Here is a 23,354-nt window from a genome sequence, read left to right as displayed (position 1 = left end):
AGCCACAAAGGGGCCGCGAACACCCAGCGCCGCAGGCGCTGAAATTAGACACAGCTCACTACGACAGTGTGTAGTGCATCCGGCACAATGGGCGCATGGGCAATGTCTTCGACCTGAGCACGGTGGCCAAGCGGTTTCGATTCGTCGCGGTGCTGGAGGCGATCTCCTGGTTCCTACTGATCATCGGCATGGTGTTCAAGCGGATTCCCGAACCGGTGTTGTGGCCGGTCAAAGTGTTCGGCATGACGCACGGCATCGTGTTCGTGCTGTTCGTGATCGCCGCGATCGTGGCGGCGCGCGAGCTGGGCTGGAGCGCCAAGACCACCGTTCTCGCGCTGCTGTCGAGCATCCCGCCGTTCTGCACGGTGCTGTTCGAGGTGTGGGCGGTGCGCTCGGGGCAGTTGGGTGAATTGAGCAACGCCGGTTCGGCCGAGTCCGGGGCACCCGTCTCCGCCACGTCGTGACAAACTGGAAGTCGTGAATCGACCAGCCGCACGCCGTCCTTCGCCCGCTGTCGCCGCCGCCATGTCCGGGGCAGTCGATCTGTCCAGCCTGAAGCAGCCCGCGGGAAGCGCGGGCGGTGCGACCGGCGGTGACCACGCGGTGTCGGAGGCCGATTTCGAGACCAAGGTTCTGCGCCGTTCCATGCAGGTGCCCGTGGTGGTCGTGCTGTATTCGCAGCGCAGCCCGGGCAGCGTCGAGCTGGTGCGGACGTTGGAGCGGCTGGCGGCCGCCGACGGCGGTACCTGGGACCTGGCCACGGTCGAAGCCGAGGCCAATATGCGCATCGCGCAGGCGCTGCGGGTGCAGGGCATCCCGACGGTCATCGCGATCGCGGCCGGGCAGCCGCTGGCCGATTTCGAGGGCGCGCAGCCGGAGCCGCAGGTGCGGCAGTGGCTGGACGCGGTGGTCGACGCGGTCGCGGGAAAGCTGGAAGGCGGCGAGGAGCCGCAGCAGCCGGCCGAGGACCCGCGTTTCGCGGCGGCCGAGGCGGCGCTGGAGCAGGGTGACCTCGTGGGCGCCGAGGCCGCCTACCAAGCGATTCTCGACGCCGAGCCCGCGAACGAGGAGGCCAAGGGCGCGCTGCGCCAGGTCCGCTTCCTGGCCAGGGCTCGAGAGCTGCCGGAGTCGGCCCTCGCGGACGCCGACGCCGACCCGTCGAACGTCGACGCCGCAATCCAGGCCGCCGATCTCGAGTTGTTCCAGCAGCGGCCCGAGGCGGCCTTCGATCGCCTGATCGCCGTCGTCAAGCGCACTTCCGGTGACGAGCGCACCAAGGCGCGTACCCGCCTGTTGGAGTTGTTCGAGCTGTTCGACCAGGCCGAGCCGTTCGTCGTAGCCGCCCGCCGCAAGCTGGCCGCAGCGCTGTACTGACTTCGCCGGGCCGCCGGGTGGCCCCTGTCGCGGGCCCTGGGGCCGGTCCTCCGCTCGGAGCGGGCGGAGGCGGATGCCGTTGGATCCGAATCGGCGGCACGATCTGCTCGCTGCCCGCCCCGGGGCCAAGCCGCGAACTGCGCACACTGCCGCGTACGTGCCACGATCGGGCATCGCAGTCGGCGGGCTCGAAGCGGTGACCTCGGCCGTACACGGTGGTGCCGAACGGGTGTTGGAAGTGGTGTGCGAGTCCTAGACCGGACGCAGCCAGACCGCGCTGTGCGGCGCGAGTGTCACGGCGGCCGAGGCGGGGCGGTCGTGCCACGGCTCGTCGGTGGCCGCCACCTCGCCCAGATTGCCGAGGCCGGAGCCGCCGTAGTCCACCGCGTCGGTGTTGAGGATTTCCAGCCACTGGCCCCGATGCGGCAGGCCGACCCGGTACGCGTCGTGCGTCGCCCCGGAGAAGTTGTAGACGCAGGCCATGACGGAGCCGTCGGAGCCGTAGCGCAGGAACGCCAGCACGTTGTTCGTCGGGTCGTTCGCCTCGATCCAGGCGTAGCCGCCCGGGGCGGTGTCCTGACTCCACAGGGCGGGGTGGGCGCGATAGACCGCGTTCAAGTCGCGCACCAGCGCGGTGATGCCTTGATGCAGGGGGTTGTCCCGTTCCTGCCAGTCCAGGCCGCGGTCGTGCGACCACTCCCGGAACTGGCCGAAATCCTGGCCCATGAACAGCAGCTGTTTACCCGGGTGGGCCCACATGTAGGCCAGTAGCGATCGCACACCCGCGGCCTTGGCGAAATCGTCGCCCGGCATCCTGGTCCAGAGCGTGCCTTTGCCGTGCACGACCTCGTCATGGCTGATCGGCAGCACATAGTTCTCGCTCCAGGCGTAGACCAGCGAGAAGGTGATCTCGTTGTGGTGCCAGGAGCGGTGCACCGGGTCGCGGCCGAGGAACCCGAGGGTGTCGTGCATCCAGCCCATGTTCCATTTCATGGTGAAGCCGAGACCGCCGACATCGGTGCCGCGGGTGACGCCGGGCCAGGTGGTGGACTCCTCGGCGATCGTCACGACGCCGGGGTGGTGCCGATGCAAGGTTTCGTTGAGTTCCTGCAAGAAGTCGACGGCCTCCAAATTCTCCCGGCCGCCGTGTACGTTGGGCTCCCACTGACCTTCGGCGCGGGAGTAGTCGAGGTAGAGCATGGAGGCGACCGCGTCGACGCGCAGGCCGTCGATGTGGAATTCCTCGATCCAGTAGCGAGCGTTGGCGATGAGGAAGTTGCGCACCTCGTGCCTGCCGAAATCGAACACATAGGTGCCCCAGTCGAGTTGCTCGCCCCGGCGTGGATCGGCGTGCTCGTAGAGCGGTGTGCCGTCGAAGCGGGCCAGCGCCCATTCGTCGCGCGGGAAGTGGGCCGGGACCCAGTCCAGCAGGACGCCGATGCCCGCCGCGTGCATGCGGTCGACGAATGTACGGAAGTCGTCCGGGGAACCGAAGCGCGCCGTCGGCGCGTAGTAGGAGGTGACCTGGTACCCCCACGAGCCGCCGAACGGATGCTCGGCGATGGGCAGCAGTTCGATGTGGGTGTATCCGGTGGCCTGCACGTACTCGGCGAGTTGCTCGGCGAGTTCGCGATAACCGAGGCCGGGCCGCCACGAACCGAGATGCACTTCGTAGACGCTCATGGGCGCGCGGGTGGGATCGGTGGCCGCGCGCCGCTCGAGCCATGCGCGGTCATGCCACGCGTGGTGGCTTTCGGTGACCACCGATGCGGTCGCCGGAGGTAGTTCGGTGGCGAAGGCCAGCGGGTCGGCGTGATCGACGGTCCGGCCGTCGGCGCCGTGCACGCGGTATTTGTACTTGGCGCCCGGTCCGACATCCGGGACGAAGATTTCCCAGATCCCGGACGAGCCCAGGGCGCGCATCGGCGCGGTGTTGCCGCTCCAGCCGTCGAAGTCGCCGATCACGGTGACGCCGCGCGCGTTCGGCGCCCACACCGCGAACGACGTGCCGGCCACGTCACCGTCGAGAGTGGTGTAGCGGCGAGGGTGTGCGCCGAGCACCTCCCACAGGCGTTCGTGGCGGCCTTCGCCGATCAGGTGCAGGTCGAGTTCACCGAGCGTGGGCAGGAAGCGGTAACCGTCGGCGCCGATGATCGTCTGACCGCCGGGGTAGGTCGTGACGACGCGATAGTCCATGATCTCCGGGTACGGCAGCACCGCGGCGAACACGCCGTGGTCCAGGAGCTTCAGCGCATGGTCGATGCCGCCGACCCGCACCGCCACGGATTCCGCGTGCGGGCGCAGCACCCGCACCGCCGTGCCGTCGGCATGGGGATGCGCGCCGAGCACGGTGTGCGGGTCGGTATGGGTGCCCGCCGCGAGCAGCAGGAGATCGCGCCGTTTCATCGCAGCGTCCTGCGGTAGGCCAGCTCGGTGCGCGCCTGCTGGGACACCGGTGGCAGCGCGATGACGTGCGCGACGGTACGCGCGGGGTCCAACCGCACGTAATTTGTTTGAGCCCAGTGATATTCCTCGCCGCTGATCTCGTCGTACACCACCGGATGGTCGTGCCACTCGCGGCCGATCGCGGGCAGATCGAGCGAGAGCATGCCCCATTCGGCGGCGTAGGGGTTGAGATTCACCACGACCAGCACCGCGTCGCCACCGACGGGATCGATCTTGGAGTAGGCGAGCAGCGCGTCGTTGTCCACATGATGGAAATGCAGGCAGCGCAGCTGTTGCAAGGCGGGGTGCGCCCGGCGGATCTCGTTGAGCCGGGTGAGCCACGGTTCCAGCGACTCTCCGCGCGCGAGCGCCTCGGCGAACGGACGCGGGCGCAGCTCGTATTTCTCCGAGTCGAGGTATTCCTCGCTGTCCGGGCGCACCGCCTGATGCTCGAACAGCTCGAAGCCGGAGTAGACGCCCCAGGTCGGCGCGAGGGTGGCGGCCAGGACGGCACGGATGGCGAACATGCCCGGTCCGCCGTGCTGGAGGCTCTCGTGCAGTATGTCCGGGGTGTTCACGAAGAGGTTCGGGCGGGCCTCGTCGGCCTTCGCGGCCAATTCGTTGCCGAACTCGGTCAGTTCCCACTTGGCCACCCGCCAGGTGAAATACGTGTAGGACTGGCTGAATCCGCGCCGGGCGAGGCCGTAGAGCCGGGCTGGGCGGGTGAACGCCTCGGACAGGAAGATGACCTCCGGGTCGGTGCGCCACACGTTGCCGATCAGCCACTCCCAGAAGTCGGCGGGCTTGGTGTGCGGGTTGTCGACGCGGAAGATCCTGACGCCCAGATCGATCCAGTGCCGGACCACTCGCAGCACTTCGGCGTAGAAGCCGTCGGGGTCGTTGTCGAAGTTGACCGGGTAGATGTCCTGGTACTTCTTCGGCGGGTTCTCCGCGTAGGCGATGGTGCCGTCGGGCAGGGTGGTGAACCACTCGGGGTGCGCCCGCACCCAGGGATGATCGGGCGCGCACTGCAACGCGAGGTCGAGCGCTACCTCGAGGCCGTGTTCGCGGGCCGCCCCGACGAATTCGGCGAAGTCGTCTTCGGTGCCCAGATCCGGGTGCACGGCATCGTGACCGCCGTGCTTCGAGCCGATGGCCCACGGCGAGCCGACGTCGCCCGGCTCGGCGGTGAGCGCGTTGTTGCGCCCCTTGCGGTTGATCTCGCCGATCGGGTGGATGGGTGGCAGATACACCACGTCGAAGCCCATCGCGGCGATGCGTGGAAGCTCCTTCGCCGCGGTGGCGAAGGTGCCGTGGATCGGTTTGCCGGTGGCGTCGCGGCCGCCGGTCGAACGGGGGAAGAACTCGTACCAGGAGCCGTAGAGCGCGCGGTGCCGCTCGACCTGGACGGTGTGCTGCGGACCCCGGGTGACCAGGTCGCGCAGCGGCGTGGCGCGCAGGATTTCGGCGACATCCTCGGTGAAGGCCGGGGCCACTCGCGCGGGCAGTTGATCGTCGCCGCGCAGCGCCGACGCGACCGCGCGTAAGCGCTGGAACTGCTTCTTCGGTACGGCCTGGGCGGCGCGGTCGAACAGGCGGGCGCCCAGTTCGAGGTCATTGGCCAGATCGGCGGCGCTCTGCCCGACAGCGAGCTTGGCCTCGATCGCCGATCGCCAGGTCGCGATCGGATCGCTCCAGCCTTCGATCCGGTAGGTCCAGACTCCCGGGGTGTTCGGGGTGAAGGTCGCGTTGAAGACGTCGGGTTCGTAGTCCGGCGTCATGCGGATGCGGGAGGGCCGCGACGCGCCGGGGCCGCGGACGACGAGGGTGGCGGCGACGGCGTCGTGCCCTTCTCGCCACACCACGGTGCGCACCGGGAAGACTTCGCCGACCACCGCCTTGGCGGGCCGGCCGCCCGGGATGGACGGTGCAGTGTCATCGATAGCGATGCGGCCGGTCACGGGACCAACCTACCGGTAACCGGCTCTGCGGACCGGATCGGCGATCTTTTCGTGCCCCCGTCCCTGACCGCCGCGGCGGCGGCTGATCCGGCTGTTCCGGTCAGCGCGCGTCGGCGGCGAGACCGAGGCCGAGCGCGACCAGGACCGCGCCGAGCGCGCGTTCGACCCGCTGCCGGATGCCGGTGCGGCGCAACCACGCGCCCGCGCGGTCGGCGGCCAGGACCACGCCGACGCACCACACGGTGTCGAGCACCAACTGGATCAGCGCCAGGATCACCACGGTCGGCAGCACCGGACCGTCGGACGGAAGGAATTGCGGAAGGATCGTCAATCCGAAGACGGCCGCCTTGGGGTTGGCCGCGATCGACACCAGCGAGGCGCGGAAGGCGGCGGCGGGCGTGCGACCCGTGGGGAGCATCTTCGTCAGCGCACTGCCGAACTCGTCGTCACCGCGCGCACCCCGCCACGCCTGCACGCCGAGCCAGATCAGCACGAGCGCGCCGACCACGTGCACCGCCGTGTTCACGGCTCGGTTCGCGACGAGCAGGACCGACAGCCCCGCCCCACCCGCCAGGGTCCAGCCGAGCACGCCGATCTCGTTTCCGGCCACCGCCGCCAGGCCCGCGGCGCGACCGTCACGCACCGCGCGCTGGAGGAACAACGCGGTCGCCGGGCCCGGCAGCGCGGCGATGAGCAGGCAGGCCGTGAGGAATTGCGGCAGAACGTCGACCCAGTGCGGCATCAGTCGATGCTGTCACCTCGGCATCGCTCGGGCCACGAATTTTCCGCACCCGCGCGTACCGTCCGGCAGCTGCGAGGTGCCCGGGTGGCCACGGCCGGAGATCACCGCTCGCCTGGCCACCCGGGCGCGAAACTTCGCTCCCGAACTGCCGTGTCTACGGCAGGACCACGCACGCGAAGCCGAGGTTCATCCCGTTGCCCACCGTCATCACCGGTGAAGTCCACGCGGGACCGGCGCCCTGCATCGCGGATATCGTGTGTTGCCCGGTCGCGTCGGGCATCCAGACGGTGGTCGCCTGGTTGCCGACCACCGGTGCGGGATTCGGCGAGAACGTGCCCGCGGCGTTGTCGGTGAACTGAACCGGGTCGGACGAGGGAATGTTGTCCACCGTGGCCGTCACCCGGTACTGGCAGTTGGTCCCGTAGTTCCCGAGACCGAGAGTCATTCCTTGGGCCGGGCTCGCGGTTGCCGTCGTGACCGCCGCTGCGGCGGAGGGTGCGACGAGAACGAATGCCGCCGCGAAAGCTCCGAACCCCGTGATCGCTGCTCCAGCGCGCGACCAGCGCCTATCGCGGGCGCGATTTGGGTGTGCTGTCATCCACATCTCGATCACTCCCGTACTGATTTCGGTTGGTGCGGCCGGTTGGTCCGCACAGCTTGTGGGTTTGCCCGGCGTTCTCCGATTCACAAGCGAGTGCGGGTCTCGATCGGGTAGCGGGCCCTCGCGCCGGAGCGCGACCTGTGGCCGATCCGTGACGGTAGAGCGCATGACACCCGATCGGATGTGCTGATCTCGTCGACGTGCAGCCGGGAAACCTGCTGGTCGAGAGGTTTTCCGAGGCGCGGTCACGCGGGGCGTGCGCTCCGGGCGCCGTGTAGTTTCTACCGAATGAAGGCATTGCGTCGTTTCACCGTCCGTGCCCATCTGCCCGAGCGCCTGGCGGCCCTGGGTGAACTCGCCACGAATCTGCGCTGGTCGTGGCACCCGCCGACGCAGGACCTGTTCGCCGCGCTCGATCCCCGGCGGTGGCAGGAGATGGGGCACGATCCGGTCCGGATGCTGGGCGAGGTGCCCGCGGCGCGGCTGGACGAGCTGGCCGCCGATGCCGACTATGTCGCTCGCGTGGACGACGCGGCGGCGGAGCTGCGCGAGTACCTGGCGGCGCCGGGCTGGTTCCAGCGCCGGGCGGGTGAGGAGGGGGTGCGTGGCATCGCCTACTTCTCGATGGAGTTCGGTGTCACCGAGGTGCTGCCGAACTATTCGGGCGGCCTCGGCATCCTGGCCGGCGACCATTTGAAAGCCGCCTCCGACCTCGGCCTGCCGCTGATCGGGGTGGGGCTGCTGTACCGCTCGGGTTACTTCCGGCAGTCGTTGACGGCGGACGGCTGGCAGGCCGAACACTATCCGGCGCTGGACCCGCAGGGCTTGCCGCTGCGGGCGCTCACCTCCGGCGATTCGCCGGTGCTCATCCACGTGGCGATGCCCGACCGCAGGGTGCTGCGCGCGCGGGTGTGGATCGCCCAGGTGGGCCGGGTTCCGTTGTTGCTGCTGGACTCGGACATCGCCGAGAACGACCCGGAGTTGCGCGCGGTCACCGACCGGCTCTACGGGGGCGACCAGGAGCATCGCATCCGTCAGGAGATCCTCGCAGGCATCGGCGGTGTGCGGGCGGTGCGCGCGTACACCGCGTCGGCGGGTCTGCCCGATCCCGACGTGTTCCACATGAACGAGGGTCACGCGGGTTTCCTCGGCGTGGAGCGCATCCGCGAATTCGTCGCGGCGGGGCAGGAATTCGATTCCGCGCTCGCCGCCGTGCGGGCGGGCACGGTGTTCACCACGCACACTCCGGTCCCGGCGGGCATCGACCGATTCCCCATGCCGATGGTGCGGCGCTACTTCGGTGGTGCGCATGGCGAATCCGAATCCGCGCTGCTGCCAGGCCTTTCCGTGGACCGCATCGTGGCACTCGGCCGGGAGGCCGATCCCGCCGTCTTCAATATGGCGCACATGGGTCTGCGGCTCGCGCAGCGCGCCAACGGTGTCTCGAAGCTGCACGGCGCGGTGAGCCGGTCGATGTTCGCCTCGCTGTGGCCGGGTTTCGACCCGGCGGAGGTGCCGATCGGTTCGGTCACCAACGGTGTGCACGCCACCACCTGGGCCGCGCGCGAATGGGTGGACAAAGCGCGCGAGCATATCGGCGCGCAACTGCTCGAGGAGGGGCGCGGCTGGGAACGGCTGCGCGACGTCGATCTCACCGAGCTGTGGTCCACCCGTAATACTCTGCGCGGCATCCTCGTCGAGGAGGTGCGCCGCAGGGTGCGCGCGTCCTGGCTGGAGCGCGGCGCGGCGGAGGCCGAACTCGGCTGGGTGAACGGGGTCTTCGACCCGAATGTGCTGACCGTCGGGTTCGCGCGCCGGGTGCCGACCTACAAGCGCCTCACCCTCATGCTGCGCGACCCGCAACGGCTGCGTGCCCTGCTGCTGGACCCGCGGCGGCCGGTGCAGCTGGTCGTGGCGGGCAAGAGCCACCCGGCCGACGACGGCGGCAAGGCGCTCATCCAGCAGGTGGTCCGCTTCGCCGACGACCCCGAGGTGCGGCACCGGATCGTCTTCCTGCCGGACTACGACATGTCGATGGCTCGCTACCTGTACTGGGGTTGTGACGTCTGGCTGAACAACCCGCTGCGCCCGCTGGAGGCGTGCGGCACCTCCGGCATGAAATCCGCGCTGAACGGCGGGCTCAACCTGTCCATCCGGGACGGCTGGTGGGACGAGATGTACGACGGCGAGAACGGGTGGTCCATTCCGACCGCGGAGGGCGTCCGGGACGAGCACCGCCGCGACGATCTGGAGGCCACCGCGCTCTACGACCTGTTCGAACGTGCGGTGGCGCCGCGCTTCTACGAGCGCGACGCGACCGGGATGCCGGTGCGTTGGGTCGAGATGGTTCGCCACACCTTGCAGACTTTGGGACCGAAGGTCTTGGCGTCTCGGATGGTCCGCGACTACGCGGTGGAGTACTACGCTCCCGCCGCCGCGGCTCACCAGCGGGCGACGGCCGACGATTTCGCCGTCGCGCGGGCCGTGGCCGAGTACCGCCACCGGGTCGAGTCGGCGTGGCCCTCGGTCAAGGTGATCCAGGTGGACAGCGCGGGGCTGCCGGACACGCCGGTCATCGGGGCGCGGCTGTCGCTGACCGCGCGGGTCGAGCTCGGCGGATTGAGCGTGCCCGATGTGGTGGTGCAGGCGGTACTCGGCCGGGTATCGGCGACCGACGACCTCTCCGACACCACCACGGTCCCGATGACGCACACCGGATCCGACGCAGGCGCCGAGCTGTTCACCGTCGACACGCCGCTACCCCTGTCCGGCGCCGTCGGCTACACCGTGCGCGTGCTGCCGCACAACGAACTGCTGGCCTCCGACGCCGAACTCGGGTTGGTCTCCGCGCCGAGCGCCTAGCCCGGGTGGCGCCCGTCACGGCGGCGCCACCGCGGGTTTCCCCAGGGGAGTGAACCGTCGGCTACCGTGCCCTTGGCATGCCCCGATTCGTTCCTCGACTGGAGTCACCCATGGTCACCGACGTTCTGCACCGGACCCGAGGACGCCTCGACGGCTACTTCGGGGTCCGCTCGAACGGTTCGACCGTCAAGCGTGAACTCATGGCCGGAACGGTCACGTTCCTGGCCATGTCGTACGTCCTCGCGGTGAATCCCGCGGTGCTCGGCGACCAGGGGGCGTTGGGCGACAAAGGTATCCCGATGCAGGCGGTGTTCACCGCCACCGCCGTCGCCGCGGTCTTCGGCACGCTGGTCATGGGGCTGTGGGCCCGGTATCCGATCGCGCTCGCGCCGGGTATGGGACTGAACGCGTTCTTCGCGTACACGGTGGTGCTCGAGATGGGAATTCCGTGGCAGGTGGCGCTGTCGGGCACGTTCCTCTCCGGCGTCATCTTCTTCGTGCTCGCGGTGACGAGGATTCGCGAACGCATCCTCAACGCGATCCCGATGCAGTTGAAGCTCGCCGTCGGCGCGGGTATCGGGCTGTTCGTTGCCTTCCTCGGCCTGAAGAACGCCGGGATTGTGGTGAACAGCGAGGCGACGCTGGTCACCCTGGGCGACTTCACCGCGGGCACCACGCTGCTCGCGCTGTTCGGGTTGCTGGTGACCGTGGTGTTCCTGGTACGCGGCTGGCACGGCGCGGTTCTCTACGGCATCGTGCTGACCACGATCGTCGGCATCGTCAGCGGCTTGGTCGATCTGCCCAAGGGCGTGTTCGCCGCGCCGAAGGGGCTCGAGCACACCTTCGGTCAGGCGATCATCCATCTGCCCGACGCGTTCACCGGCCAGATGGCCGTGGTGGTGCTGACCATGCTGTTCGTCGACTTCTTCGACGCCTCGGGCACCCTGATCGGCGTGGCGAACCAGGCCGATCTGCTGGACGAGAACGGCAAGCTGCCGCGCGCCGCGAGCGCGCTGGCGGCCGACTCGGTGGGCACCATGGCAGGAGCGGTCATCGGCACCTCCACCACCACCGCCTATGTGGAATCGACCGCGGGCGTCTCGGCGGGCGGACGGACCGGGCTGACCGCCGTCACCACCGCGGGCTGGTTCCTCGTCGCGATGTTCTGCTATCCGATCTTCGCGGTGGTGGCGGGTTCCGGTGAGGTGACCGCACCCGCGCTCATCGTGGTCGGCATCCTGATGGCTCGTGCGCTCGGAGAGATCGACTGGAACCGTCTGGAGTACTCGGTGCCCGCGTTCGTCACCGTCGTGATGATGCCGCTGACGTACTCCATCGCCAACGGCCTGGCCATGGGCATGCTGCTGTACCCGGTGGTCATGGTCGCCAAGGGCCGGATCAAGGAGGTGCACCCGGCGATGTGGGCGTTGATGCTGGTGTTCCTCGGCTACTTCTTCTTCCTCGCGGAGTAACCTTTCGCTCGTTTTCGCGCTGAACCATCCTTCCGACCCGAACGTGGAATAGACCGAAAGGTTGGGCAGTTGGCCCCTTCGTGCGAGAATCGGACCGTAGTCCGTTTTTTCGCCGAGGTAACGATCCAGTCCGGAACGACTGCGCAGGGATGAGGACCAGCATGACCATCAAATCCGTACTCGACAGAACCCGCACCGACACCGAACTGGACGGCGTCGCCGCCGACATCGGCCTGCTGATCGTGCGAGTCGTCTTCGGCGGCTTGCTCGCGGCACACGGCGCGCAGAAACTCTTCGGCTGGTGGGGCGGGCCGGGCCTGCAGGCCAACGCCGACGGCTTCGAGCAGATGGGATACAACCCGGGCAAGGTGTTCGGCACTCTGGCGGGCCTGACCGAACTCGGCGGCGGCCTGCTTCTGCTGCTCGGTCTGCTGACTCCGCTGGCCGGTGCGATCGTGGTGGGCACGATGATCAATGCGATCAACGCCACCTGGGCCGGTGGTCTGCTGGGCGGTTACGAGATGGGCTTGATGTTCGCGGTGGTCGGCGCGGCGCTGCCCTTCACCGGGCCGGGCAAGTTCTCGTTGGACGCCGGGCGTCCGTGGGAGCGGCATGGATTCGTATGGGGAGTCGGCGCGCTGATTCTCGCGATCGTGACGGGTGCGCTCACGCTGATCCTCAAGTGGGCGCTCTGAAACTGCGGCACAGCCGGATTCGCGGCGCGGTGACCTCGGTCGCCGCGCCGCGGTCGTTTGTCGTGTCACACCGCGAGCTGCCGGATCGTCGTTGTGTTGTCGCAGCACTTGTCGACCGAGCGAGGAGAAACGATGGCCGTGGAAATCAGCAATCCAGGTGAACTGCACGATCCGACCGGGTTCGGCTACAGCCATGTGGCGGTAGCGCGCGGCGAGTTGGTGTTCATCGCGGGGCAGTACGACTCGGACGCCGACGGGCACACCACGAGCACGGATTTCGCGGTTCAGGTGGGCACTGCGTTCGCAAATCTCGGAATCGCCCTGCGCTCCGTGGGATCGGACTACGCGCAGGTCGCGCAGTTGCGGACGTTCATCGTCGATCACGACCTGGAGAAGCTGGCGGTGCTGGGAAAGGAGATCGCCGCCATCTGGGGTGATCGCCCGCCGGCGCAGACGCTGACCGGAGTAGCGGCGCTCGCCCTGCCGGGCATGTTGTTCGAGGTCGACGCGGTGGCCGTGCGCTGAAACGCCGCTGACGGACCGGGGTCCGGTGCTGTCCCCGCGCCGCGTGCAGGGCTTGGCGCGGGGACCGGCCGGCACGTCGGTGTGGGAATTGGGGGTCACCCGACGTACCGGCCACCAATCTACTTCCGTCTGGAATTAGATTCCGGTCGGTGTGTTCGGTATCACACCGTGGCCGCGGCGGCCAGTCGGTGCAAGGCCTTGACCACAACTTCCGGGTCGGCCGTCTCCCAGTACGGCGGCAGCGACGCGCGCAGATAGCCGCCGTAGCGGGCGGTGGCGAGGCGGGAATCGAGGATGGCGACCACGCCGCGATCATCGACGCTGCGCAGCAGACGCCCGGTGCCCTGGGCGAGCAGCAGCGCCGCGTGGTTGGCGGCCACGGTCATGAACCCGTTTCCGCCCCGCATCTCCACGGCACGTTGCCTGGCAGCCAGCAGCGGATCGTCCGGGCGGGGGAAGGGAATGCGGTCGAGGATCACCAGGCTCAGCGACGGGCCGGGCACGTCGACGCCCTGCCACAGCGACAGCGTGCCGAACAGGGAAGTCTCCGGGTCGTCGGCGAATTTGCGGACCAACGCGCCCGTCGCGTCGTCGCCCTGGCACAACACCGGGGTCTGCAACCGTGGGCGCAGCGCGTCGGTGGCCGCGCGGGCGGCGCGCATCGAGGAGAACAAGCCGAGGGTGCGCCCGCCCGCTGCCGTGATGAGCCGCTCGATCTCGTCCAGGTAGGCCGGGGCGAGCCCGTCGCGGCCCGGCGCGGGCAGGTGCTTGGCGACGTAGAGGATGCCGGACTTGGCGTGGTCGAACGGTGAGCCGACGTCGAGCGAACTCCAGCGCACGGTTTCGGTGTCCGATGGCGGCTGGGCCCCGTTCGCGGTGGCGGGATCGGTGCGATTGCCCGACTGCGCGGGCAGGCCCCAGGTGACCGCCAGGCCGTCGAAAGAGCCGCCGATCTGCAAGGTGGCGGAGGTCAGCACGACGGTCGCGGTGCCGAAGAGCCTGCTGCGCAGCAGCCCGCCCACCGACAGCGGCGCCATCCGCAGCGAGCGGCGCACCACTCCACGGATCTCGTCGGCGGCCAGCCAGATGACGTCCCGGCGAGTGGCGGGATCGGGCTCGTCGAACGCCGTCAGCGCGCGGACCGCGCTGTCGTGCACCTCGTCCAGCGCGGCCAGTGCCATGGTGCGGGCGGCGGAGGTCTCCGGGTCGCCCTGCGCGGTGGTGCTGCCCGGCGGCGCGAGCGCGGTGCGCGCGTTCCAGGCGGCATCGCGGATCAGGGCCAGTACCGGGGCGACGCCGTCGGGCAGGGTGTCCCACCGGGCGGCGGGCAGCTCGTCCAGCATGGTGTGCCAGGCCTCGGCGGCGCCCTCCAGGCGATCCACCTCCTGCTCGTCGATGAGCTTGGCGCAGCGCCGGGCCGCGGCGCTGATCGCCGCGGAGGCCAGTTCGGCGGTGGCCACGCCGGTGACCCGGTCGACCAGCTCGTGTGCCTCGTCGATGACCACCACGTCGTGCTCGGGCAGCACCTGGATGCCGCTGATCGCGTCGATGGCCAGCAGTGCGTGGTTGGTCACCACCACGTCGGCCTGCGCCGACTCGGTCCTGGCCCGCTCGGCGAAGCAATCCTGGCCGAAGGAGCAGCGCGACTTGCCGAGGCACTCCCGCGACGACACGCTGACCTGCCGCCAGGCGCGATCGCCCACCCCCGGGGCGAGTTCGTCGCGGTCGCCGGTCTCGGTGTCGGAGGCCCACTCGTTGAGGCGTTGCACTTCGCGCCCGAGGCGGGAGATCGCGAACGCGTCGAACAGCTCCGCCTCGGCGGGCTCGTCCGGGACGGCGCTGTTGATTTTGTTCAAGCACAGATAGTTGTTGCGTCCCTTGAGGATCGCGAACTTCGGCGTGCGCCCCAGCGGCGCGCTCAGCGCGTCGGCCAGCCGGGGGAGATCGCGATCGACCAGCTGGCGCTGTAGCGCGATCGTCGCGGTGGAGACCACCACCGTGCGGCCGGTGCGCACGGCGTGGCGCAGGCTCGGCACCAGGTACGCCAGCGACTTGCCGGTGCCCGTCCCGGCCTGCACCGCGAGGTGCTCCTTGGTGTCGATCGCGTGGTCCACCGCCGCGGCCATCGTCACCTGCCCGGCGCGCTCCTTGCCGCCGAGCGCCTGCACGGCGGTGGCCAAAAGGTCGGAAACGGGCGGGAGTTCGGGCACGCGAGCAGCCTACTCGGCGCCTCCGACAGGGCAGGAAGGTCGCGGAGACCACGCGGTCTATCGGTTGACGCTGCCCTCGATATCGACGCCGGCGCCGCGCATGCGGTCCAGCGCGGCGCCGACCGTATCGGGGGCGACGCCCGCGGTGAGGTCGAGCATGACGCGGGTGTCGAAACCCTCGATGCGCGCGTCCAGCGCGGTGGCGCGCACGCAGTGGTCGGTCGCGATGCCGACCACGTCGACGGCGTCGACGCCGCGGTCGCGCAGCCAGTCGGCCAGCGCGGTGCCGTCCTCGGTCGTGCCCTCGAACCCGGAGTAGGCCGCCGAGTACGCGCCCTTGGAGAAGACGGCCTGGATCGGTCCGGTGGTCAGCGCCGGGTGGAAATCGGCGCCCGGCGTGCCGACCAGGCAATGCGGCGGCCAGCTGTCGATGTAGTCGGGCGCGTCGGAGAAGTGCGCGCCGGGATCGATGTGATAGTCGCGGGTCGCGACGATCGCGCCGTATTTCGCCGTGGTGAGGTGCTCGCTGATCCGGGCCGCCACGGCGGCTCCACCGGTGACCGCGAGTGAACCGCCCTCGCAGAAATCGTTCTGGACGTCGACGATGATCAGTGCCCGGGTCATGGCGACCTCCCGCGGTGTGCTGAATGACTGATTGAGATTCTGCCGCTCGGTCGGACGCGCGTTCACCCGACTCGCGGGAATTCAGCGAGCCGCGATGTAAACGCGACCACCGCTCAGGGTGATTACCGAGTGACCCTTTCGTCGGCGGCGAGGTTCGCCGCCTTTCCACATGGAGACCCTTTCATGAGCCCTGCCAGACTGTTTCGCAGCGTAATCGTCGGCACCATCGTCTTTCTCGCGGTCTTCTTCCTGCTGGGTTCCCGTCCCGCGGAGCCGTCGGCATGGGTGTGGTTCGGGATCACCGGTGTGGTGTTCGCGCTGCTTTTCGCCGCCGGACTGCTGCTGGTCGCCCGCGTCGACCCGCGCAGGCGCTGACCTCAGGCGAAGGTGGTCACCACGGCGGGCTCACCCGCCGAGAGCTTGAGGCCCTCCCACGGCAGGCTGATCAGGCCCCGGGCGACCAGGTCCCGGCTCTCGGCGAGCGTGGGCAGGTCCTCGACCCGCTCACCGCCGCGCACCAGCGGGACGAGCGGCTCCCTGGCTTCGAAGCCGTTGGCCGGGGGCACCGGTCCGGCCGCAGGGTAGACGATCTCCTCGACGATCGTTCCGGTGTCGCGGGCCAGTCGGATCACCTTCTTGGTGCCGCCGCGGGACTGCTTGTGACTGCTGCGTTTGGCCACCGGCACCCCCTCGACCTCGACCAGCTTGTAGACCATTCCGGCGGTCGGCGCGCCCGAGCCGGTGACCAGTGCGGTGCCGACGCCGTAGACGTCGACCGGCTCGGCGCGCAGCGCGGCTATGGCGTACTCGTCGAGATCGCCGGAGACCACGATGCGGGTCTTGGTGGCCCCGAGCGCGTCGAGTTGGTCGCGCACCTGCCTGGCCAGGACGCCGAGATCGCCGGAGTCGATCCGCACGCCGCCCAGCTCGGTGCCCGCGACCTCGATGGCCGTCGCGACGCCCCTGGTGATGTCGAAGGTGTCCACCAGCAGCGTCGTCCCGACCCCCAGTGTCTGCACCTGGCTGCGGAACGCTTCGGCCTCGTGCGCCCCGTCGGGGCCGCTGTGCAGCAGGACGAACGCGTGCGCACTGGTGCCCGCGCCCGGAATCCCGTAGCGACGCACCGCCTCCAGGTTGGAGGTGGCGTCGAAACCGGCCAGATACGCGGCGCGCGCGCAGTCCGGGGCGCCCAGCTCGTGAGTGCGCCGCGAGCCCATCTCGATCATCCTGCGGCCGCCCGCGGCGCTGACCATCCGTGCGCCTGCGGCAGCGATCGCGCTGTCGTGATTGACAATCGCCAGGATCAGCGTCTCCAGGACGACGCATTCGGCGAACGTGCCACGCACCGAGAGGATCGGGGAGCCGGGGAAGTACAGCTCGCCCTCGGCGTAGCCGTCGATGTCGCCGGTGAACCGGTAGTCGCGTAGCCAGTCGAGCGTCCGCCGGTCCGAGAACGACGCGGCGACGGCCAGCTCCGCCTCGCCGAAGCGGAACCGGCGCAGCGCGTCGAGCAGCCGGCCGGTACCCCCGACTACGCCGTAGCGACGACCATTGGGCAAACGTCTAGCAAACACCTCGAACGTGCACTGGCGATGCGCTGAACCATCGGCGAGCGCCGCGGCGAGCATGGTCAGTTCGTACTGGTCGGTCAGCAGCGCCGTGCTGGCGACGCCGTCACGCAGGTCCACGTTGTCACTGTAGACAGAACGGTCGGCTCACGGGGTCCGGCATCGGCTCGGTGAACCCGCGGAAACGCGAATCGGGGCTGCGTGGGTGTTGTTTATCCGGAGTCGAGTCGTACTCTTGACCCTATGGCCTTGTGCAACACAGTCCGGGGTGACGTCGTTGTGGACGCCGCGAACGCGACATTGTCGGCGGCACAGGCGACACCCGAAGCGGTCGAATACACGGAGATCCTGGAGGCGGAGGACCGTCCCTGGGTGACCGTCGTCTGGGACGATCCGGTCAATCTCATGCACTACGTCACCTACATCTTCCAGAAGTTGTTCGGCTACAGCAAAGCGAAGGCGACCGAACTGATGCTGAAGGTCCACAACGAAGGCAAGGCGGTGGTTTCGTCCGGTTCCCGGGACAAGATGGAGCACGACGTCCAGCGGCTGCACGCCGCGGGGCTATGGGCCACCATGCAACGGGACGACTGACCTGGACGACTACCCTGACGCCGTGCGCAAGTGGAGCAGGAAGAACTCGCTGAGCGGTCTCAAACTGCGTTCCGAGATGGACGCACGTGAGGCCGATGTGCTTCGGTCGCTGGTCGGTGCGGTCTCGGGACTGCTGAACGAACGCTCCGAGTCCGCCCCGGACGACGACTTGGCCGCCCTCACCGGACTGCGATCCGGCAACACCGTCCCGCCGGATGATCCGCGGCTGCGCAGACTCCTTCCCGACTTCCATCGCAGCGAGCCCGGCTCGCCGGACGCCGAACGCGCCGATCTCAACAGCGCGCTGCGCGGCCTGCACGAGCCCGACATCATCGACGCCAAGCTGGCGGCGGGGTCGGTCGTGCTGAGCACCGTCCCGAGCGCGGGCGGCAAGATCGTCCTCACCCCCGAACAGGCCGACGCCTGGTTGACCGCGCTCACCGACGTCCGGCTGGCGCTCGGCACGGTGCTGAACATCGATGCCGACACGCCCGACCATCTCGAACCCGATGATCCGCGCGCTCCGCACCTGGACGTGTACCACTGGCTGACCTGGATGCAGGACTCGCTGCTCCAAGCGCTGGCTCCCTGACCGGCTGTGCTGCGAAGATCGGCGCGAAGCGACCGGAAGTTCCGCGCCGTGAGGAGTAGAGATGGCCAACGCCGGACCGGGAGAACGTAATTCGATCACCGACGTACCCGGAGTGCTGGTCGGGCACCACCACGTGCTCGACCGGGACGCGACGCTCGGCTCCGGGGCGGCGACGGGCTGCACCGTCGTGCGGGTGCCGGGCGGCGCGGTGGCGGCGGTCGACGTGCGCGGCGGCGGGCCGGGCACCCGGGAGACCGATCTGCTCGATCCGATGAACACCGTCCGCCAGGTCGACGCGATCCTGCTCACCGGCGGCAGTGCTTTCGGCCTCGCCGCGGCCGACGGGGTGATGCGCTGGCTGGAGGAGAACGGCGCCGGCATCGTGATGGACCCGGCCGACCCGAGCCGGGTGGTGCCGATCGTCCCCGGCGCGGTGATCTTCGATCTTCCGGTCGGCGCGTGGGACATCCGTCCGACCGCCGAATTCGGCTATCGGGCCGCGGCGGCGGCGGGCATCGACTTCGCCCGGGGATCGGTCGGCGCCGGCGTCGGGGCACGCGCGGGATCGATCAAAGGCGGGGTCGGCACCGCGAGCGTCGCGCTGGGCGAAGGCGCCGCCGCGGGAATCACCGTCGCGGCGCTGATCGTGGCGAATCCCGTCGGCTCGGTGTTCGACCCCCGCACCGGGTTGCCCTGGGGGTGCGGCACCGACGGGCCGGAATTCTTCGATCTGCGGGCGCCGTCGGCGCAGCGATTGGCCGCGGCGAACGCGCTGCCGGTGAAGGGAACCGTGCTCAACACCACGATCGGCGTCGTGGCCACGGACGCCCCGCTCGATCCGGCGGGATGCAAGCGGGTCGCGGCCACCGCGCACGACGGGCTGGCCAGGGCGATCCGCCCCGCGCACTCGCCGCTGGACGGCGACACGCTCTTCGCACTCGCCACCGGGACCGCGGAGGAGGGCATGGACCTGCCGCTGCCGCCCGCATTCCCCGCCGATCTGCTCGTGCTGGACGAGATCTGCACAGCCGCCGCGGTCTGCGTCGAACGCGCCGTCGTCGACGCGATCCGCTCGGCGCGTTCGGTGGCGGGCATCCCGGCCTACGGCGATCTGTTAGGGGTCTGAACAGGCGATGCCCCGAACCGGGGACCGGGCGGCGTCGCCGGGGGAATACCCGAATATCCTGGCTCGTTGTCGACTGCGATGGGTCGGCGTTGTGGAAAGGTGAGCGACTCGTGCTGGTGATCAGGGCCGACCTCGTGGAGGCGATGGTGGCGCACGCGCGCGCCGATCACCCGGATGAGGCCTGCGGTGTCATCGCGGGGCCGGAGGGTTCGGATCGTCCCGAGCGCTTCGTCGCCATGGTCAACGCCGAGCGTTCGCCCACGTTCTACCGCTTCGATTCCGGTGAGCAGTTGAAGGTGTGGCGCGCGATGGACGATGCCGACGAGACGCCGGTGGTCATCTACCACTCGCACACCGCCACCGAGGCCTATCCGAGCCGGACCGACGTGTCATACGCCTCCGAGCCGTTCGCGCACTACGTGCTGATCTCCACCCGCGACCCCGAGCGGCACGAGCTGCGCAGCTACCGGATCGTCGACGGTGAGGTCACCGAGGAGCCGGTGCGGATCGTCGACGCGTACGAGAACTAGACCGATGCCTGTTCGCGAAACCGAGGAGTACTCATGCCGGTAACCGTGTCCATTCCGACCATCATGCGCGGCCTCACCGGAGGTGAGAAGCGCGTGCAGGCCGAAGGCGCCACGCTGTCGGCGCTCATCGACGATCTCGAGGCCAACCACCCCGGGCTGGCCGAGCGCCTGCTCAAGGACGGCAAGCTCAACCGCTACGTCAACATCTATGTCGACGACGAGGACGTGCGCTTCGCGGGCGGCCTCGCGGCCGAGGTGCCCCAGGACGCCAGCGTCACCATCCTGCCCGCCGTAGCCGGAGGCTGACCCGTCCCGTGGCGCGTTACGAATCGCTGATCGCGACCCTCGGCAACACCCCGCTGGTCGGCCTGCGCACCCTGTCTCCCCAATGGGACGGTGACAACCACGTGCGGCTGTGGGCCAAACTCGAGGATCGCAACCCCACCGGGTCGATCAAGGATCGTCCCGCCCTGCGGATGATCGAGCAGGCCGAGGCCGACGGTCTGCTGCGACCCGGGTGCACGATCCTGGAGCCCACCAGCGGGAACACCGGCATTTCGCTGGCCATGGCGGCGAAGCTGAAGGGCTACCGGCTGATCTGTGTGATGCCGGAGAACACCTCGGTGGAGCGGCGGCAGCTGCTCACCATGTTCGGGGCGCGGATCATCGATTCCCCCGCGGCGGGCGGCTCCAATCAGGCCGTCGCGCTGGCCAAGCAGATCGCGGCGGAGAACCCGGAGTGGGTGATGCTCTACCAGTACGGCAATCCGGCGAACGCGTCGGCGCACTACGAGACCACCGGCCCGGAGATCCTGGCCGATCTGCCCGAGATCACCCACTTCGTCGCGGGACTCGGCACCACGGGCACGCTGATGGGGACCGGCCGCTTCCTGCGAGAGAAGGTGCCCGGCATCGAGATCGTGGCCGCCGAGCCGCGTTACGGCGAACTGGTCTACGGCCTGCGCAACATCGACGAGGGATTCATCCCCGAGCTGTACGACGAGAGCGTGCTGACCACCCGCTTCTCGGTCGGCCCGTACGACGCGGTGAAACGCACCCGCGAGCTGGTGCTCGAGGAAGGCATCTTCGCGGGGATCTCCACCGGCGCCATCCTGCATGCCGCGCTCGGCGTCGCCCGCAAGGCGGCGAAGGCGGGCGCCCGCGCCGACATCGCGTTCGTGGTCGCCGACGGCGGGTGGAAGTACCTGTCGACCGGCGCCTACGACGGCACGCTGGAAGAGGCGGAAGAGCGGCTCGACGGCCAGCTCTGGGCTTGATTCCCCGGCCGCGCCGGTACCCTCGGTGAGGCGGGGCCATGTCCCCGCCACGGCGAGGAGGTGGCCATGGCAGGCGCGGGACTCGGGGCGTCGTTCGACCCGGAACGGATCGCGGCGATCCGTGCGCAACTGGGCAAGCCCGTCGGTGCGCCGGGGCCGTCCATGCCGCCGTCGACCGGTGGCGTCGGCGCGATCAAGCAGCTGTGGCTACGGGCCGGTGTGCTGATCGCCGGATTCGTGGGGGTCCTCTACGGGATCGAGGGGGTCGACACCGCCGTCGGCGGGCGGCTCGACTCCGCGGGCATCGAGCCGCGCCGTGCCGACGGGCTGACCGGCGTCCTGTTCGCCCCGTTGCTGCACCATGGCTGGCCACATCTGATCGGCAACACGCTTCCGGTGCTGGTGCTCGGCTTCCTCGTCCTGCTGGCGGGCATCGGTCGCGGGCTCGCCGCCACCGCGATCATCTGGCTGGTGGCCGGGCTCGGCGTCTGGCTCACCGGAGCTACCGGCAGTGTGCATCTCGGCGCGTCCTCGCTGGTATTCGGCTGGCTGACCTTCCTCATCTCCCGCGGCTGGTTCGCTCGCAACGTGGCGCAGATCGTGCTCGGACTCGTGGTGCTGGCCCTCTACGGATCGCTGCTGTGGGGCGTTCTGCCCGGACAGCCCGGAATCTCTTGGCAGGGCCATCTATTCGGCGCGTTGAGTGGATTGCTGGCCGGCTGGGTACTCTCTGGAGATGCACGACGAAGCCGCCGCGGAGACCGAGCCGGAACCGGTGCGTTGCCGCGGTGAGCGCACGGCCCGGCGGAAATGTGGGGGATCCTTTCTTGAGTGAGAATTCCGCATGGCAGCATGGGGGAATGCGCCTTACCGTCCTCGGGTGCTCGGGCAGTGTGTCCGGCCCGGACTCTCCTGCGTCGGGTTACCTGCTGACCGGCCCGGACATGCCGCCGACGGTCATCGATTTCGGCCCCGGAGTGCTCGGCGCGTTGCAGCGCCACGCCGATCCCGGCGAGGTCGACATCTTCCTGACCCATCTGCACGCCGACCACTGCCTCGACCTGCCCGGCCTGCTGGTGTGGCGCCGTTACCATCCCACTCCGCCGGAGGGGAAGGCGATCGTGCGTGGCCCGTCGGACACCTCGGTGCGTATCGGCAACGCCTCCGCCGAGGTCGGCGGGGAATGCGACGACTGGTCCGACGTGATCGACATGCGGCCCTGGACCGAAGGCGAGCCGATCTCCTTCGGGCCGGGACATACCGTGACCGCGCGCCGGATGTACCACCCGCCGGAGTCCTACGGCCTGCGGATCGTCACGGCGAGCGGACGCACCTTCGTCTACACCGGCGACACGGCGATGTGCCCCCAGGTCCACGAACTCGCGCAGGGCGCCGACATCCTGATGGCAGAGGCCTCCTGGACCCACGACCCGGCGAATCGGCCCCCCGGCATTCACCTTTCGGGCACCGAGGCAGGCCAGATCGCCGCCGAGGCGGGCGTGAAGGAACTCCTGCTCACCCACATCCCCCCGTGGACCTCCCGCGAAGACGTGATCGCCGAGGCCAAAGCACAGTTCACCGGCCCCGTGCACGCGGTCGCGCCAGGCGAGACCTTCGATATCTGACCGAACACGAGTCAGGCGGGGCAGACCAGTAGGTCTTCTCGACGCTGTCACAACTTGCGGTGGCGCGATCATCGACGCCAGCCCTGCTGAGGAAGCCGTCCACGCTCGACGAGCTATCCGAGGTTGTCGGCCGCGTAGCCGCTACCGGCTCGCCGCCCCAAAAGGGCAGGCGTGCCCAAGCTCGCCGATCCGCACCCCCGTCCGATCCTGCCCGTCCGCGCAACAGTCGCCGCTGAAATCGCCGCCGACAAGCCATCCGGATCACCGAACATTAATCCACAACCGTTTTCCCAGAGCGCCAGCGCACCCCAACCCGTCTTCCGAGTGAAGCGAGACCGAGCACGTTCCGTTCGCGGCCCGGCTCGCGTTTGCGCGGCCGCTGATCACCAGTAACGAACGTCCACCGGCCATTGCGAGCCGCGTGCACGATGTCGCGAGTTCGCCCGGTCGCCCCCAGCGCACCTCAACTCCCGGTTCCGAGCGAAGCGAGACCGAGCATGTCCCGTTCGCGGCCCGGCTCGCGTTTGCGCC

Annotated in this window: 22 protein-coding genes; 15 read left to right on the top strand and 7 right to left on the bottom strand. The window is 69.3% G+C overall.

The features are described 5' to 3' along the window. Positions 1–95: 95 nt before the first annotated feature. Positions 96–464 carry a DUF3817 domain-containing protein gene (locus ACFU5M_RS29795; RefSeq protein WP_379054215.1) on the top strand — a complete coding sequence of 123 codons (369 nt, stop codon included), beginning with the start codon at positions 96–98 and terminating at the stop codon, positions 462–464. Between the two features lie 61 nt (positions 465–525). Then, positions 526–1,374 carry a tetratricopeptide repeat protein gene (locus ACFU5M_RS29790; RefSeq protein ID WP_379054216.1) on the top strand — a complete coding sequence of 283 codons (849 nt, stop codon included), beginning with the start codon at positions 526–528 and terminating at the stop codon, positions 1,372–1,374. Between the two features lie 252 nt (positions 1,375–1,626). Here ACFU5M_RS29790 and glgB read toward each other — a convergent pair whose 3' ends face one another. From glgB to ACFU5M_RS29770, 4 genes are all read right to left on the bottom strand, one after another. Next, entirely contained in the window at positions 1,627–3,780 is a 2,154-nt protein-coding gene (gene glgB, locus ACFU5M_RS29785) for a 1,4-alpha-glucan branching protein GlgB (protein WP_379054214.1), read from the bottom strand. Beyond that, positions 3,777–5,780, bottom strand: a complete 2,004-nt coding sequence (locus ACFU5M_RS29780; protein WP_379054213.1) for an alpha-1,4-glucan--maltose-1-phosphate maltosyltransferase — start codon at positions 5,778–5,780, stop codon at positions 3,777–3,779. Before ACFU5M_RS29780 ends, glgB begins: the two co-directional genes overlap by 4 nt. 100 nt (positions 5,781–5,880) lie before the next feature. Beyond that, entirely contained in the window at positions 5,881–6,522 is a 642-nt protein-coding gene (locus ACFU5M_RS29775) for a LysE family translocator (protein WP_379054212.1), read from the bottom strand. Positions 6,523–6,676: 154 nt separating this feature from the next. After that, complete coding sequence (locus ACFU5M_RS29770; RefSeq protein WP_379054211.1) at positions 6,677–6,967, bottom strand: hypothetical protein; 291 nt, start codon at positions 6,965–6,967, stop codon at positions 6,677–6,679. Positions 6,968–7,411: 444 nt separating this feature from the next. Between ACFU5M_RS29770 and glgP the strand changes: the two genes are divergently transcribed. The 4 genes from glgP to ACFU5M_RS29750 all read left to right on the top strand — a co-directional run bounded on the left by glgP (position 7,412) and on the right by ACFU5M_RS29750 (position 12,677). After that, a complete protein-coding gene (glgP, locus tag ACFU5M_RS29765) occupies positions 7,412–9,985 on the top strand; it encodes an alpha-glucan family phosphorylase (RefSeq protein WP_379054210.1) in 2,574 nt (857 codons plus the stop codon). A gap of 110 nt (positions 9,986–10,095) precedes the next feature. Further along, complete coding sequence (locus ACFU5M_RS29760) at positions 10,096–11,457, top strand: NCS2 family permease (RefSeq protein ID WP_379054209.1); 1,362 nt, start codon at positions 10,096–10,098, stop codon at positions 11,455–11,457. 161 nt (positions 11,458–11,618) lie between these two features. Next, the gene (locus ACFU5M_RS29755; protein ID WP_379054208.1) at positions 11,619–12,152 is read left to right on the top strand and encodes a DoxX family protein; all 534 of its coding nucleotides are present in this window, start codon (positions 11,619–11,621) and stop codon (positions 12,150–12,152) included. A gap of 132 nt (positions 12,153–12,284) precedes the next feature. Then, positions 12,285–12,677 (top strand): RidA family protein, encoded by a 393-nt coding sequence (locus ACFU5M_RS29750; protein ID WP_379054207.1) that lies wholly within the window; start codon positions 12,285–12,287, stop codon positions 12,675–12,677. A gap of 161 nt (positions 12,678–12,838) precedes the next feature. On the opposite strand, the gene ACFU5M_RS29745 is transcribed toward ACFU5M_RS29750, so the two are convergent. Further along, positions 12,839–14,887, bottom strand: coding sequence for an ATP-dependent DNA helicase (locus ACFU5M_RS29745; protein WP_379054206.1), 2,049 nt, complete (start codon positions 14,885–14,887; stop codon positions 12,839–12,841). 57 nt (positions 14,888–14,944) lie between these two features. Continuing rightward, positions 14,945–15,511 carry an isochorismatase family protein gene (locus ACFU5M_RS29740; protein ID WP_379054205.1) on the bottom strand — a complete coding sequence of 189 codons (567 nt, stop codon included), beginning with the start codon at positions 15,509–15,511 and terminating at the stop codon, positions 14,945–14,947. Between the two features lie 183 nt (positions 15,512–15,694). Between ACFU5M_RS29740 and ACFU5M_RS29735 the strand changes: the two genes are divergently transcribed. Then, positions 15,695–15,886, top strand: a complete 192-nt coding sequence (locus ACFU5M_RS29735) for a hypothetical protein (RefSeq protein WP_379054204.1) — start codon at positions 15,695–15,697, stop codon at positions 15,884–15,886. Between the two features lie 2 nt (positions 15,887–15,888). Here the strand turns inward: ACFU5M_RS29735 and ACFU5M_RS29730 are convergent, their stop codons facing one another. After that, the gene (locus ACFU5M_RS29730; RefSeq protein WP_379054203.1) at positions 15,889–17,199 is read right to left on the bottom strand and encodes a nicotinate phosphoribosyltransferase; all 1,311 of its coding nucleotides are present in this window, start codon (positions 17,197–17,199) and stop codon (positions 15,889–15,891) included. Positions 17,200–17,322: 123 nt separating this feature from the next. On the opposite strand from ACFU5M_RS29730, the gene clpS reads away from it, so the two are divergent. The 8 genes from clpS (at position 17,323) to ACFU5M_RS29690 (ending at position 22,823) form a co-directional block, all read left to right on the top strand. Then, positions 17,323–17,673: an ATP-dependent Clp protease adapter ClpS gene (gene clpS / locus ACFU5M_RS29725; RefSeq protein WP_039796380.1), complete on the top strand. Its 351-nt coding sequence runs from the start codon at positions 17,323–17,325 to the stop codon at positions 17,671–17,673. Positions 17,674–17,695: 22 nt separating this feature from the next. Next, positions 17,696–18,265, top strand: coding sequence for a DUF2017 domain-containing protein (locus ACFU5M_RS29720; RefSeq protein ID WP_379054202.1), 570 nt, complete (start codon positions 17,696–17,698; stop codon positions 18,263–18,265). Between the two features lie 61 nt (positions 18,266–18,326). Beyond that, positions 18,327–19,391, top strand: a complete 1,065-nt coding sequence (locus ACFU5M_RS29715) for a P1 family peptidase (protein WP_379054201.1) — start codon at positions 18,327–18,329, stop codon at positions 19,389–19,391. 110 nt (positions 19,392–19,501) lie between these two features. After that, positions 19,502–19,921, top strand: a complete 420-nt coding sequence (locus ACFU5M_RS29710; RefSeq protein ID WP_379054200.1) for a Mov34/MPN/PAD-1 family protein — start codon at positions 19,502–19,504, stop codon at positions 19,919–19,921. 33 nt (positions 19,922–19,954) lie between these two features. Next, positions 19,955–20,227 (top strand): MoaD/ThiS family protein, encoded by a 273-nt coding sequence (locus ACFU5M_RS29705; protein WP_063051456.1) that lies wholly within the window; start codon positions 19,955–19,957, stop codon positions 20,225–20,227. An 8-nt stretch (positions 20,228–20,235) separates the two neighbouring features. Further along, positions 20,236–21,198, top strand: coding sequence for a cysteine synthase (locus ACFU5M_RS29700; RefSeq protein WP_379054199.1), 963 nt, complete (start codon positions 20,236–20,238; stop codon positions 21,196–21,198). A gap of 66 nt (positions 21,199–21,264) precedes the next feature. Then, on the top strand, positions 21,265–21,990 hold the full coding sequence (locus tag ACFU5M_RS29695; protein WP_379054198.1) for a rhomboid family intramembrane serine protease: 726 nt from the start codon (positions 21,265–21,267) through the stop codon (positions 21,988–21,990). A gap of 68 nt (positions 21,991–22,058) precedes the next feature. Continuing rightward, the gene (locus tag ACFU5M_RS29690) at positions 22,059–22,823 is read left to right on the top strand and encodes a cyclic nucleotide-degrading phosphodiesterase (RefSeq protein WP_379054197.1); all 765 of its coding nucleotides are present in this window, start codon (positions 22,059–22,061) and stop codon (positions 22,821–22,823) included. Positions 22,824–23,354: the final 531 nt, after the last annotated feature.

The organism is Nocardia sp. NPDC057455, from assembly GCF_042802775.1.
In the GTDB taxonomy this organism is placed as follows: Bacteria; Actinomycetota; Actinomycetes; order Mycobacteriales; family Mycobacteriaceae; genus Nocardia.
This window is presented reverse-complemented; position numbering and strand designations above follow the sequence as displayed.